The 13352-nt window shown below is 62.3% G+C and carries 15 protein-coding genes; 9 read left to right on the top strand and 6 right to left on the bottom strand.

Annotation, left to right across the window (positions count from 1 at the left end; all coding sequences use genetic code 11):
• Positions 1–161: 161 nt before the first annotated feature.
• From ppsR to AC0J42_RS09545, 6 genes are all read left to right on the top strand, one after another.
• Positions 162–980 carry a posphoenolpyruvate synthetase regulatory kinase/phosphorylase PpsR gene (gene ppsR / locus AC0J42_RS09570; RefSeq protein ID WP_416423317.1) on the top strand — a complete coding sequence of 273 codons (819 nt, stop codon included), beginning with the start codon at positions 162–164 and terminating at the stop codon, positions 978–980.
• An 88-nt stretch (positions 981–1068) separates the two neighbouring features.
• Positions 1069–1602 (top strand): retropepsin-like aspartic peptidase RloA, encoded by a 534-nt coding sequence (rloA, locus tag AC0J42_RS09565; protein WP_416423316.1) that lies wholly within the window; start codon positions 1069–1071, stop codon positions 1600–1602.
• 5 nt (positions 1603–1607) lie between these two features.
• Complete coding sequence (gene rloB / locus AC0J42_RS09560) at positions 1608–3140, top strand: osmotic stress tolerance membrane protein RloB (protein WP_416423315.1); 1533 nt, start codon at positions 1608–1610, stop codon at positions 3138–3140.
• A complete protein-coding gene (locus tag AC0J42_RS09555) occupies positions 3141–4124 on the top strand; it encodes an alpha-L-glutamate ligase-like protein (protein WP_473005958.1) in 984 nt (327 codons plus the stop codon).
• 148 nt (positions 4125–4272) lie between these two features.
• On the top strand, positions 4273–5616 hold the full coding sequence (pabB, locus tag AC0J42_RS09550; RefSeq protein WP_473005957.1) for an aminodeoxychorismate synthase component I: 1344 nt from the start codon (positions 4273–4275) through the stop codon (positions 5614–5616).
• A gap of 135 nt (positions 5617–5751) precedes the next feature.
• Complete coding sequence (locus AC0J42_RS09545; RefSeq protein ID WP_416423312.1) at positions 5752–6486, top strand: phosphoadenylyl-sulfate reductase; 735 nt, start codon at positions 5752–5754, stop codon at positions 6484–6486.
• Between the two features lie 53 nt (positions 6487–6539).
• On the opposite strand, the gene cysB is transcribed toward AC0J42_RS09545, so the two are convergent.
• From cysB to AC0J42_RS09530, 3 genes are all read right to left on the bottom strand, one after another.
• Positions 6540–7514 (bottom strand): HTH-type transcriptional regulator CysB, encoded by a 975-nt coding sequence (gene cysB / locus AC0J42_RS09540; RefSeq protein ID WP_416423311.1) that lies wholly within the window; start codon positions 7512–7514, stop codon positions 6540–6542.
• Between the two features lie 120 nt (positions 7515–7634).
• Positions 7635–8135 (bottom strand): universal stress protein, encoded by a 501-nt coding sequence (locus AC0J42_RS09535; RefSeq protein WP_416423310.1) that lies wholly within the window; start codon positions 8133–8135, stop codon positions 7635–7637.
• Between the two features lie 94 nt (positions 8136–8229).
• On the bottom strand, positions 8230–8616 hold the full coding sequence (locus AC0J42_RS09530; RefSeq protein ID WP_416423309.1) for a YbbN family protein: 387 nt from the start codon (positions 8614–8616) through the stop codon (positions 8230–8232).
• On the opposite strand from AC0J42_RS09530, the gene AC0J42_RS09525 reads away from it, so the two are divergent.
• On the top strand, positions 8615–9046 hold the full coding sequence (locus AC0J42_RS09525; RefSeq protein ID WP_473005956.1) for a PilZ domain-containing protein: 432 nt from the start codon (positions 8615–8617) through the stop codon (positions 9044–9046). The genes AC0J42_RS09530 and AC0J42_RS09525 overlap by 2 nt on opposite strands.
• A 147-nt stretch (positions 9047–9193) precedes the next feature.
• Positions 9194–10270, top strand: a complete 1077-nt coding sequence (locus tag AC0J42_RS09520; protein WP_416423307.1) for a 3-deoxy-7-phosphoheptulonate synthase — start codon at positions 9194–9196, stop codon at positions 10268–10270.
• Positions 10271–10339: 69 nt separating this feature from the next.
• On the opposite strand, the gene AC0J42_RS09515 is transcribed toward AC0J42_RS09520, so the two are convergent.
• Complete coding sequence (locus AC0J42_RS09515) at positions 10340–10621, bottom strand: GNAT family N-acetyltransferase (RefSeq protein ID WP_416423306.1); 282 nt, start codon at positions 10619–10621, stop codon at positions 10340–10342.
• Positions 10622–11208: 587 nt separating this feature from the next.
• Between AC0J42_RS09515 and oprI the strand changes: the two genes are divergently transcribed.
• Positions 11209–11460: an outer membrane lipoprotei OprI gene (gene oprI / locus AC0J42_RS09510; RefSeq protein ID WP_008372139.1), complete on the top strand. Its 252-nt coding sequence runs from the start codon at positions 11209–11211 to the stop codon at positions 11458–11460.
• Positions 11461–11913: 453 nt separating this feature from the next.
• Here oprI and AC0J42_RS09505 read toward each other — a convergent pair whose 3' ends face one another.
• Both AC0J42_RS09505 and AC0J42_RS09500 read right to left on the bottom strand, forming a co-directional pair.
• Complete coding sequence (locus tag AC0J42_RS09505; protein WP_473002672.1) at positions 11914–12774, bottom strand: IS3 family transposase; 861 nt, start codon at positions 12772–12774, stop codon at positions 11914–11916.
• Positions 12771–13064, bottom strand: a complete 294-nt coding sequence (locus AC0J42_RS09500; protein WP_473002674.1) for a transposase — start codon at positions 13062–13064, stop codon at positions 12771–12773. Before AC0J42_RS09500 ends, AC0J42_RS09505 begins: the two co-directional genes overlap by 4 nt.
• Between the last annotated feature and the right edge of the window lie 288 nt (positions 13065–13352).

Below are 13352 nucleotides of genomic sequence, written 5' to 3'. Positions count from 1 at the left end.
TGTGTTGGAAAAGCTCAGGACCCGTACAGCTCCCGATTGGGAGGGTGCCGAGTGTTTATGGCCTGGACCCGGAAAATAAGTGAGAATGCCAGGCAATCAAGGCCGGCAAATCCGGCCTATCATATCCAAGAATCGTCACCAGCTTAAGGCCCAAGGCGCAAATGAAACGATCTGCTTTCTTTATCTCCGACGGCACGGGTATCACCGCCGAAACGCTGGGGCAGAGCCTGCTGGCTCAATTTGAGAACATTACGTTCAACAAGTTCACGCGCCCCTACATCGACAGCGTCGACAAAGCCCGGACGATGGTCAAGCAGATAAACGATTCAGCCGACCGCGACGGCGTGCGACCAATCATTTTCGATACCATCGTCAACCAGGAAATCCGCGAGGTGCTGGCCACCTCCAACGGTTTCATGATCGACATCTTCTCCACCTTCCTGGCCCCGCTGGAGCAGGAATTGAGCGCCCATTCGTCCTATTCGGTGGGCAAATCCCATTCCATCGGGCACAACTCCAACTACATGGAGCGCATCGAGGCGGTGAATTTCGCCCTGGACAACGACGACGGCGCGCGCACGCACTACTACGACAAGGCTGACTTGATTCTGGTCGGTGTTTCCCGTTGCGGCAAGACGCCAACGTGCCTGTACATGGCAATGCAGTTCGGTATTCGCGCAGCCAACTACCCGCTGACCGAGGACGACATGGAGCGCCTGCAGCTGCCGGCAGCCCTCAAGGCCCACCAGCACAAGCTGTTCGGCCTGACCATCGACCCCGACCGGCTGACCGCCATCCGCCACGAACGCAAGCCCAACAGCCGCTATTCGAGCTTCGCCCAGTGCGAATTCGAGGTGCGCGAGGTGGAAAACCTGTTTCGCCGCGAGAACATCCCCAATATCAATTCAACACATTTCTCGGTTGAAGAGATTTCCGCCAAGATCCTTGTAGAGAAAGGCGTGGAGCGCCGGTTCAAATAACCCCGACCCCGCACCCCGTTCGCTGGCGCCATGAAACCATCATGCTAGAATGCGCCGCCCGCGCCGTGGGTGCTGATTTCCGGGAACCATGACCATCAAGCCTCTGCACCGCCTGATCTGCCTGCTGTTCGTCCCAGGCCTTGCCACGGCCGCCGAAAAGACCACCTACGGCCTCAACGAATACGCACGCCTGGACGATATCGACCTGCAGGTGGCCGCCAAGCTCGACACCGGCGCCAAGACCGCCTCGCTCAGCGCCCGCGACATCAAGCGTTTCAAGCGCGACGGCGAGTCCTGGGTGCGCTTCTACCTGGCCATCGACTCGGCCCACAGCCACCCCATCGAACGCCCCCTGGCACGTGTCACCCATATCAAACGGCGCGCCGGCGACTACGACGCCGACGCTGGCCAGCACTACACCGCCCGCCCAGTCATCACCCTGGCCGTGTGCATGGGCCAGGAAGAACGTGACATCGAGGTCAACCTCACCGACCGCAGCGCGTTCCAGTACCCGCTGCTGATCGGCAGCGACGCGCTCACGCATTTCAATGCGCTGGTCGACCCCAGTCTAAAATATGCCGCCGGCAAGCCTGCCTGCCGCAACGCTCCTACCGCAGAGTAATCCCGATGCGTTCGCTTACCCTCCACCTGAAAGTCCTCATCGCCGTCCTGGTCACCCTGGGCCTGGCGATCACGGCCTATCAGATCTTCGTGCTCGGCATCCCCATGACCGAGGACGAGACCGACGACCTGTGGAACATCGACGCCAAGGTCGAGTTCGTCGCCAGCCCCAAGGACCCGGTCAAGATCCAGATGTTCGTGCCACCGCTGACCCGCGACTACGTGAGCCTGAACGAAAGCTTCATCTCCAATAACTACGGGGTGAACGTCAACCGCATCGACGGCAACCGCAAGGTCACCTGGTCGGCGCGGCGCGCCAGCGGCAACCAGACCCTGTACTACCGCCTGGTGCTGACCAAGCGCTACAGCAGCGAGAAGCCCAAGATCAAGGGCCCGACCTTCCGCGACAGCATGACCATCGACGGCCCGGAGAAAATCGCCGCCGAAGCCCTGCTGGCGCCGATCCGCCAGCATTCGGCCGACGTCGAGACCTTCGTCAGCGAGACCATCAAGCGCGTCAACAACCTGGGCGACGACAACGTCAAGCTGCTGCTGGCGGGCGACCCGTCCACCGCGCACAAGGCCAGCATCGTCGACCTGCTGCTGTCCATCGCCCACGTGCCCATGGAAAAGGTCCACACCATCCGCCTGGTGGCCGACCAGCCGCAGGCACCCGAGCTGTGGCTGCGCAGCTTCAACGGCAGCCAATGGCTGTACTTCAACCCCGACACCGGCGAACAGGGCCTGCCCGCCGACCGCCTGGTGTGGTGGACCGGCGACGAAAACCTGATCAGCGTGGAAGGCGGCAAGAAGGCCCTGGTGACCTTCACCCTCAATAACAGCGAGATGAACGCCATCCGCCTGGCCAAGCTGACCGACGCCAACACCGACGCCGACTTCCTCGAATACTCGCTGTACAGCCTGCCGCTGCAGACCCAGCAGACGTTCATGATCATGGTGATGATCCCCATCGGCGTGCTGGTGATCCTGATCCTGCGCAACCTGATCGGCCTGCAGACCCTGGGCACCTTCACCCCGGTGCTGATCGCCCTGGCGTTCCGCGAGACCCAGCTGGGCTTCGGCATTGCCCTGTTCACGGTGATCACCGCCCTGGGGCTGTCGCTGCGCTCCTACCTCGAGCACCTGAAGCTGCAGATGCTGCCGCGGCTGTCGGTGGTGCTGACCTTCGTGGTGGTGCTGATCGCCGCCATCAGCCTGTTCAGCCACAAGCTGGGCCTGGAGCGCGGCCTGTCGGTGGCGCTGTTCCCCATGGTGATCCTGACCATGACCATCGAGCGCCTGTCCATTACCTGGGAAGAACGCGGTGGCAGCCATGCCATGAAGGTGGCCATCGGCACACTGTTCGCCGCCTCGTTGGCGCACCTGCTGATGACCGTGCCGCAGTTGGTGTACTTCGTGTTCACCTTCCCGGCCATCCTGCTGATCATGGTCGGCTTCATGCTGGCCATGGGGCGCTACCGCGGCTACCGCCTGACCGAGCTGTTGCGCTTCAAGGCCTTCGTCAAGGCGGACAGCTGAATGTTCGGCCTGTTCAAGACCTGGAAAGCCCTGCAGGCGCGGGGCATCATGGGCATCAACCGGCGCAACGCCGACTACGTGCTCAAGTACAACAAGCGCAGCCTGTACCCTATCGTCGATGACAAGATCATCACCAAGGAACGGGCGATCGCCGCCGGCATCCACGTGCCGGAAATGTACGGGGTGATTGCCACCGAGAAGGAAATCAGCCAACTGCCGGCCATCATCGGCGGGCGCAGCGACTTCGTCATCAAGCCGGCCCAGGGCGCTGGCGGCGACGGCATCCTGGTGGTGGCCGACCGCTTCGAAGGGCGCTACCGCACGGTGTCGGGGCGCATCATCAGCCACGACGAGATCGAGCACCAGATTTCCAGCATCCTCACCGGCCTGTACTCCCTGGGTGGCCACCGCGACCGCGCGCTGATCGAATACCGGGTCACCCCCGACCAGATTTTCCGCAGCATCAGCTACGAAGGCGTGCCGGACATCCGCATCATCGTGCTGATGGGCTACCCGGTGATGGCCATGCTGCGCCTGCCCACCCGCCAGTCCAACGGCAAGGCCAACCTGCACCAGGGCGCCATCGGCGTGGGCGTGGACCTGGCCACCGGCGTGACCCTGCGCGGCACCTGGCTGAACAGCATCATCAGCAAGCACCCCGACACCACCAACGCGGTGGACGGCGTGCAACTGCCCAACTGGGACGGCTTCATGAAGCTGGCCGCCGGCTGCTATGAACTGTGCGGCCTGGGCTACATCGGCGTGGACATGGTGCTGGACCAGGAAAAAGGCCCGTTGATCCTGGAGCTCAACGCCCGCCCGGGGCTGAACATCCAGATCGCCAACGACTGCGGCCTGACCCACCGCACCGAAGCGGTGGAAGCGCGCCTGGCGGAGCTGGCGGCCGAAGGGCTCACGGAAAGCGCAGCAGAGCGCGTGCGCTTTACCCAGGGGCTGTTCGGGCACGTGCCGACACCCGCCTGAGACTTGTGGGAGCTGGCTTGCCAGCGAGCTTTGCCTTGCCGCCAACAGCTCGCTGGCAAGCCAGCTCCCACATGGCAGCGGCTACACAGTTTGCGCCCACAGGTCTACAATCGCCCCCCTCGCTTTTCGATGGTGTTCCACCGCCCGCATGCCTACCTGCTCCGTCGTACCCCTGCCCTACAGCCCCGACCCCGGCGCCTGGTTCGCCGCCATCCGCCACGCCCCCGGCGCCATCCTGCTGGACAGCGCCAAGCCGGCCGCCGAGCGCGGGCGCTTCGACATCCTCAGCGCCTGGCCGATAGAAACCCTGCGCGCGCTGCCAGATGAAAGCGGCGACGCCTACCTGCAACGCCTGCGCGCAGCCCTTGGCCGCCTGGGCCCGGCGCAGCTGCCCCAGGGCATGGAGCTACCGTTCGCCGGCGGGCTGATCGGCTACCTGAGCTACGATTTCGGCCGGCGCCTGGAGCAGCTGCCCAGCGTGGCCGTGGACGACCTGCAACTGCCCGATGCGCACCTGGGCCTGTACGCCTGGGCGCTGATCAGCGACCACCAGTTGCGCAGCAGCCAGCTGATGTTCCACCCCAGCGTGGGCACCGACGAGCGCCAGCGCCTGGCCACGCTGTTCAGCCAGCCCGCCAGCCGCGCGGCCGGCCCGTTCAAGCTGGACGCCCCCATGCGCCCGGACCTGGCGCCCGAGCAGTACCGCCACGCGTTCGAGCGCATCCAGGCCTACATCGCCGCCGGCGACTGCTACCAGGTGAACCAGACCCAGCGCTTCCGCGCGCCCTGCCATGGCGACCCATGGACCGCCTACCGCGCCCTGCGCGAGGCCTGCCCGACGCCGTTTTCCGGCTTCCTGGCCCTGGAGGACGGCAGCGCCATCCTCAGCCTGTCGCCGGAGCGGTTCGTGCAGGTCAGCGACGGCCACGTCGAGACCCGCCCTATCAAGGGCACCCGCCAGCGTGACGCCGACCCTGCGCGCGACGCCGCCAACGGCCGCGAGCTGCTGGCCAGCCTGAAGGACCGGGCGGAAAACCTGATGATCGTCGACCTGCTGCGCAACGACCTGGGCCGCACCTGCAAGATCGGCTCGGTGCGCGTGCCCGAGCTGTTCGCCCTGGAAAGCTACCCCAACGTGCACCACATGGTCAGCGCCGTGATCGGCCAGCTGGCCGACGGCAAGGACTGCCTCGACCTGCTGGCTGGCAGCTTCCCCGGCGGCTCGATCACCGGCGCACCGAAGATCCGCTCGATGCAGATCATCGACGAGCTGGAGCCCACCCGTCGGGCACTGTACTGCGGTTCGCTGCTGTACCTGGACGTGCGCGGGCACATGGACAGCTCCATCGCCATCCGCAGCCTGCTGGTGAAGGACGGCCAGGTGAGCTGCTGGGGCGGTGGCGCCATCGTGGCGGATTCGCGCTGGGAAGATGAATATGCCGAGTCGGTGTTCAAGGTCAGGGTGCTGATGGACACCCTCGCCGCCTTGTAAATGTGGGAGCTGGCTTGCCAGCGAGCTTTTCAGCCCCATGAAAAACTCGCTGGCAAGCCAGCTCCCACAGGGACTTTTTGTTACCATCAGACACAAATGAGCGCCCAAGCGCCGAATGACCTAGGAAGCCGCCTGATGAGCCTGAACCTCGACGTCGCCGAACTCGCCGCGACTTATGCCAACAAGTCCCCCCAGGACATCCTCAAGCTTGCCTTCGAGCACTTCGGCGACGAGCTGTGGATCTCCTTCAGCGGCGCCGAAGACGTGGTGCTGGTGGACATGGCGTGGAAGCTGAACAAGAACGTCAAGGTATTCAGCCTCGACACCGGCCGCCTGCACCCGGAGACCTACCGGTTCATCGACCAGGTGCGCGAGCATTACAACATCGCCATCGAGCTGGTGTCCCCCGACCACACCCGGCTTGAGCCGTTCGTGAAGGAAAAGGGCCTGTTCAGCTTCTACAAGGACGGCCACGGCGAGTGCTGCGGCATCCGCAAGATCGAGCCGCTGCGCCGCAAGCTGTCCACCGTCAAGGCCTGGGCCACCGGCCAGCGCCGCGACCAGAGCCCGGGCACCCGCAGCCAGGTTTCGGTGATGGAAATCGACGGCGCATTCTCCACGCCCGAGCGCCCGCTGTACAAGTTCAACCCGCTGGCGCAGATGAGCAGCGAGGAAGTCTGGGGCTACATCCGCATGCTCGAGCTGCCGTACAACAGCCTGCACGAACGCGGCTTCATCAGCATCGGCTGCGAGCCCTGCACCCGCCCCGTGCTGCCCAACCAGCACGAGCGCGAAGGCCGCTGGTGGTGGGAAGAAGCCACGCAGAAGGAATGTGGGCTGCATGCAGGCAACCTGATCCAGAAAGCCTGAAGCAAAAAAAACCGGCCAGTTTGGCCGGTTTTTTTATGCCCGAAGGCCGGGAATCAATGCACCGGCAGTTCGACGCCGTCAAACAGCTCTTCCAACTCCTGCTTGTTGTGGCACTGGATGGCCTTGGCCATCACGTCGCGGGTCAGGTGCGGGGCGAACTTCTCGATGAAGTCGCACATGAAGCCACGCAGGAAGGTGCCACGGCGGAAGCCGATCTTGGTGACGCTGGCCTCGAACAGGTGGTCGGCGTCGAGCATGACCAGGTCACTGTCGAGCTTGGTGTCCACCGCCATCTTGGCGACGATGCCCACGCCCAGGCCCAGGCGCACGTAAGTCTTGATCACGTCGGCGTCGGCCGCGGTGAACACCACCTTTGGGGTCAGGCCGCGGTGGCTGAAGGCTTCGTCCAGCTTGGAACGGCCGGTGAAACCGAACACGTAGGTCACGATCGGGTATTCGGCCAGCACTTCCAGGGTCAGCTTCGGCAGCTTGGTCAGCGGGTGCCCCTGGGGCACTACCACGCAACGGTTCCAGCGGTAGCACGGCATCATGATCAGGTCGCCGAACAGCTCCAGCGCCTCGGTGGCGATGGCAAAATCGACGGTGCCGTCGGCGGCCATCTCGGCGATCTGCATGGGCGAGCCCTGGTGCATGTGCAGCGCCACGTCGGGGTATTGCTTGATGAAGTTGCTGATCACCGGCGGCAGCGCGTAGCGCGCCTGGGTGTGGGTGGTGGCGATGGACAGCGTGCCTTTCTTCTCGTTGGAGAATTCCTGGGCGATCTGCTTGATGCTTTCCACCTTGCGCAGGATCTCGCCGGCGGTGGTGATGATGCGCTCACCGGCCGGGGTGACCCGGGTCAGGTGCTTGCCGCTGCGGGCGAAGACTTCAACGCCCAGCTCGTCCTCGAGCAAGCGGATCTGCTTGCTGATGCCGGGCTGGGAGGTATAGAGACTTTGTGCTGTCGCGGAGACGTTGAGGTCGTGGTGCGCTACTTCCCAGATGTAGCGCAATTGTTGAAGCTTCATATGAATCCCTCAAAGCAGATAAACGCCAACAGCGACGAGTTATAACTATATTAATGGTCTGGGTAATAAATCTAGAACTTTTTATCAGATTTTGTACGTGAGTGCACCCTTGCCCGTGCCTCAAGCCTTGCGCCGGCCCAGCTGCTGGGACAGCGGCACCATGTAAACCGGCACCGTGGACAGCTGCAGCACCCGCGCGGCGGTGCGCCCCAGGGGAATGTCGGCACCGGCGCCGTGGCTGTGGCTGCCGACGATCAACAGGTCCACCGCCAGGCGCTGGGCCTGGTCGAGGATGACCTGGGCCGGGTCGCCCTGGCGCACGCGCACGGCGGTGATCAGGGCCAGGTCCTGCTGGCCCTCACCCAGCTCTTCGCGGAAGCCGTCGAGCACCTTGTGCTCGATGCCGGCCATCATGGTGCTCAGGCCCTCGCTGTGCAGCTCGTTGAGGGTAGGCTCGTCCAGGTAGCTCTGCAAAACCGACTCGGCGAACAGCCCCATGGGCTCCACGGCATGAATCACGTAGAGGTCGGCCTTGAAGGTGCGCGCCAGGGCCAGCGCGTGTTGCATCACGTAGGGGGCGTACAGACCCAGGTCAGTGGCATACAGCATCGAACGGATCATGTGATCTCCTCGACTGCCAAAACGGCAGAGCTTGCACAAGCTTAGCAGCGCCGCCCACAGTCCGACGCCCCGCTCATAACCTGGCGGACGGGACTCACGGCAGCTCGTCGGGCGCGCGCAGCAAGGCCTCGCGCACCCGCAGGTCGATTTCGCCAGCCAGCAGCCGTGCGTTCAGCGCGCCATGGAACTGGCCGTTGTGCACGACAAAGATTGCAGGCAGGTGGAAGACCTCGTACCTTTGCACCGCGCCGAAGTTGTCGCCGGCATCGATCCAGCACAGGCGCTGCACCGCCAGCGGCAGGCGCGGCAGCTCGCGGCGCGCCACCCGGCAGCTGGCACAGCCGGCGCCGGTGAAAATCAGCAGTGACGTACCCGGCGCATCCAGCAATACGTGATCTATAGTCAAATCAGTCAGTTCCAGTTCCTGCAGGGGCCTGCAGGCATCTTCGTCAACCAGCTGACACTCGGAGCCAGTGTTCATGGGTCGTTTTCTTCCTCATCCTTTCGATGTAGCCGTAGAGTTGAACCTGTGTCACCGCCCTGCCCTTGCCGCCCGCCGCCTGCACGTGATCAGCCTGGGCGGCGTGGCCTGCCAGCACCACCGCGCCTACCGCGCCGGCACCGCCATCGACCTGAGCATGCCCACCCTGAACAACGGCCTGCGCTACCCCGGCTACGTGGCCTGGTGCCGCAAACAGTCTGCAGGCTACCTGATCGGCGTGGCCTTTACCGATGAACAGACGCTGTTCGGCGCGCGCATGGGCGAGCAGGTCTGCCAGATCCAGCAATACTGCGAAACACAATCACCCTTTTCCGCCAACGTGGAAAGCATCGACGCGCTGGCCCGGCAGTGGGTGGAGCGCCACGCCGCGGAGTTCTCCCAGGCCAGCCTGAGCGACGCTTCGTATTAAATTCGTTACGCATTTCGCCCGCGCCCCATTGTCGCAGCCCCTGCGTTCGCGCTAAGGTTCCGGTCCCCGCTGCGCCCAAAATAAGCTGTGCTCCGCCGCGCGGGGGGATCGCTGGCGGCCGGCACCCGTGACCTGACGAGTAACACGATGGCTGATTTACCGATCGACGACCTCAACGTCGCCTCCAACGACACCCTGATCACCCCCGACCAGCTCAAGCGGGACATCCCCCTGAGCCCGGCCGCGCTGAAGACCGTGACCCAGGGCCGCCAGGTTGTCCGCGATATTCTCGATGGCAAGGACCACCGCTTGTTCGTGGTGATCGGCCCCTGCTCCATCCACGACATCAAGGCCGCCCACGAATACGCCGAGCGCCTCAAGGCCCTGGCCGCTGAAGTGAGCGACACCCTGTACCTGGTGATGCGCGTGTACTTCGAGAAGCCGCGCACCACCGTGGGTTGGAAAGGCCTGATCAACGACCCGTACCTGGACGACTCGTTCAAGATCCAGGACGGCCTGCACATCGGCCGCCAGCTGCTGCTGGACCTGGCGGAAATGGGCCTGCCGACCGCCACCGAAGCCCTGGACCCGATCTCGCCGCAGTACCTGCAGGACCTGATCAGCTGGTCGGCCATCGGCGCGCGCACCACCGAATCCCAGACCCACCGGGAAATGGCCTCGGGCCTGTCCTCGGCCGTGGGCTTCAAGAACGGCACCGACGGCGGCCTGACCGTGGCCATCAACGCCCTGCAGTCAGTCTCCAGCCCGCACCGTTTCCTGGGCATCAACCAGGAAGGTGGCGTGTCCATCGTTACCACCAAGGGCAACGCCTATGGCCACGTGGTGCTGCGCGGCGGCAACGGCAAGCCCAACTATGACTCGGTGAGCGTCGCCCTGTGCGAGCAGGCCCTGAACAAGGCCAGCATCCGCCCCAACATCATGGTCGACTGCAGCCATGCCAACTCCAACAAGGACCCGGCCCTGCAGCCGCTGGTGATGGAGAACGTCGCCAACCAGATCGTCGAGGGCAACAACTCGATCATCGGCCTGATGGTGGAAAGCCACCTGAACTGGGGCTGCCAGGCCATTCCCAAGGACCTGGCCGAGCTGCAGTACGGGGTGTCCATCACCGATGCCTGCATCGACTGGGCCAGCACCGAGACCACCCTGCGCAACATGCACGCCAAGCTCAAGGACGTGCTGCCCAAGCGCGCCCGCGGCTAAGCAGCGCGCACATGAAAACGCCGGGGCATACCCCGGCGTTTTCGTGTCTGGCTGGTGGCCGACGCGTGTTCAGGTCTTGGCGGCGTGCCGCTGGTGACGTTCCATGTAGCGCTCCACGTAGGAGCACGACGGGATCACGGTGTACCCCATGCGGTCGGCATAGGCCAGCGCCTGCTCGGTAAGGGCCGCGGCAATGCCGCGGCCGCGCAACGCGTTGGGCACGAAGGTACGATAGATATCCAGCGTCTGCTTACCCAGGTCCATGTAGGTCAGGTAGGCACGATGACCGTCTACGTTGGTCTCGAATTGGTGACCGGCCTGGTCATGGTGGATGGACAACGCCTCGCTCATCACAACTCCTCGCGGGTCTTGTATGTGACCCTTACCTTACCGATGTTTTTCCGGCGAAGGAACCTCTACGCCACCCCGTGCCTGTTTCGACACAGAGACGAGCTTTGTCGTTCTCTTTTCAAAGGAGCACGTAGCTCAATAGTAGGCGCCGTTGCCACCGACACTCAAGACACTCGCCCGGCTGTACGTAACATTTACGTGACCGAACATCTGAAGGCAGCCCCGACTGAACATTGCCGAATGTTAAACCTTCGACGACTGCCGACAATTGAAGTCACTACTAGTTCAGTAAAAAACACTTTAGCAGGCTTTACCAAACACACCGGGAAGCGTTGCCCAGGTTTAATAGTGACCGCTGCAAAGGTGATGCAGCTCACACCTCACCCGCCCCTTGACGCCTTTTCCAGACTGGCTGGTGGAACCTGTACGCGGGCTGTCGTCAATACAACAGAGGGGTCGGTGAGAATTTTTTTTGCTTCTTGCGTTAGGTCATTTTACTTACTACAAGTAATGGGTACTATGTACGCCGGCTATTTTCTCACTCACGAGAGATGGCTTTAAATAGAAAGTCCTTGAAGGGGATCACGATGAACAACGTTCTGAAATTCTCTGCTCTGGCTCTGGCCGCCGTCCTGGCTACCGGTTGCAGCAGCGCCTCCAAAGAAACCGAAGCTCGCCTGACCGCTACCGAAGATGCTTCGGCTCGCGCTCAAGCTCGTGCTGACGAAGCTTATCGCAAAGCTGACGAAGCTCTGGCTGCTGCCCAGAAAGCTCAACAGACTGCTGACGAAGCCAACGAGCGCGCTCTGCGCATGCTGGACAAGGCAAGCCGTAAGTAATAGTCCCTCGGGATTATTGCAAGGCCAGCCCACCTTTGGTGGGCTGGCTTTTTTTATGCCTGGAAAAAACAGCGGCCGTTACCGTTGTTTGTGATCTTGTCTCGGGTTGTGATCTTGCCTTGGCTTGTGATCTTGCCTTGGCTTGTGATCTTGCTTCGGCTTGTGATCTTGCTTCGGCTTGTGATCTTGATCTGGCTTTTGATCTTGCTTGTGATCTTGATTGTATGCCCCGTAAAGCGCCAGGGCCGACTGGAGGCGTCGATCAACGGGCTGCCCGAAGGGCCGAGGCCGCAGGCCGAAGAGACGGTAACCCGCAGGCTTCTATAGCGGGTGCCGTCTGCCCGTTGAGCGGCGCCGGAAGGAGGGGACCCGTAGCGAAGCGGAGGGCCCAAGCAGGGGCAAGCGTTTTTTGCTGGGCCTGTCCCCCGTTAACGGACGCCAAGAAGCTGTTCATCACGCCGTCCGTCTCAACCCTTTCGCGTAGTCGTTCGGTGAACGATACCCCAGTGCCGAGTGCAGTCGGACGGCATTGTAAAACCCATGGATGTAGCTGGCGATCGATACATACGCCTGCTGTTTGCTGGGATAGGTCCCGCAAGCCTCCTCTCGCTTGAGTGTAGCGAAGAAGCTTTCGGCCACCGCGTTGTCCCAGCAGTTTCCCTTGCGACTCATGCTCTGCGTCACGCCTTTCGCAGCCAAGGTCTGGCGGAACCTTCCGCTGGCGTATTGACGTCCCTGATCAGAATGAAAAATCACTCCGCAAGCCCCCAGGCAGGCGTTCCAGGCGTTGATAAAAGCCCGTTCAACGAGTTCGTCTGGCATCCGGTCAGCGAAGCTGTAACCCAGTACCTGACGGGTTTGGATGCTCAACACCACTGCCAAATACATCCAGCCCTCTTTAGTTGGGATGTAGGTAATATCACTGACCCAGGCGGGCACGGCGCCATGCACCGAAAACTGACGATCAAGCAGATTGTTTGCCACAGGCTGAAAGTGATGACTATCGGTGGTGCACGGCACGTACCTGGCTCTGCCTTTGCTCTGGATGCCCTCTTCATGCATGAGGCGGCTAACCCGTTTAGGGCCCACGGCGTAAGCCTTCTGGCGTAGCGCTTGAACCAGTCGGGGCCGTCCGTAGGTTCCACGGCTGGCAGTGAAGACCTTATGCAGTTCAAGACGTAACTCTGCATCAGGGTCAGGACGGTTGCGCCGATGCCGGTAGTCGTAAAACCCTGAAACGGAGACACCCATGACCCGACACAGTGTGCGGACAGGGAATTGAGCCCGTTCTGCAGCGACGAAGGCGTATCTCACCTGGACTCTTTGGCGAAGAATACTGCCGCCTTTTTTAGGATTTCGCGCTCCAATTTGAGCTCGGCATTTTCGGCCCGGAGCCGTGCCAGTTCGCTGCTTTCCTTGGAGATGGGGCGACGATTGGGGGAGCTTGGCGCAAGCCCCTTTCGTGCTGCATCAACCCAGTTGTCCAACGTCTTGACGGAGATGTCGAGCTGACGGGCAGCTTCGGTTCGGCCCACCGATTCCGCGAGGGCTACAGCCTGCATTTTGAATTCATCGGTATAGTTACGGCGAGTACTTGGGTACATGGCAACCTCCAGGATGGCAATGTAAGTATCGCTTCTTGGCGTCCGTTGTCATGGGACAGGCCCATGCTTACTTTTTGGGGCGACTGCCAAAAAGTGAGTCGCCGTAAGGGCGAAACGGTCGGTGGTCGCACCGCGAAAATGGATATGTCCGAATCCCTCAGAAGCGAGATTCGAAAGCCATGCACATATCCAATATCAAGGGTGATGCAGAATCACCTTTCCGCCCTTACGGCGGCTCACTTTTTGTCAAACGCCACAAAAAGTAAGCAAAAAAGGCTTGCCCCTGCT

It is taken from the genome of Pseudomonas sp. Tav-5-1A (assembly GCF_055755055.1).
This window is presented reverse-complemented; position numbering and strand designations above follow the sequence as displayed.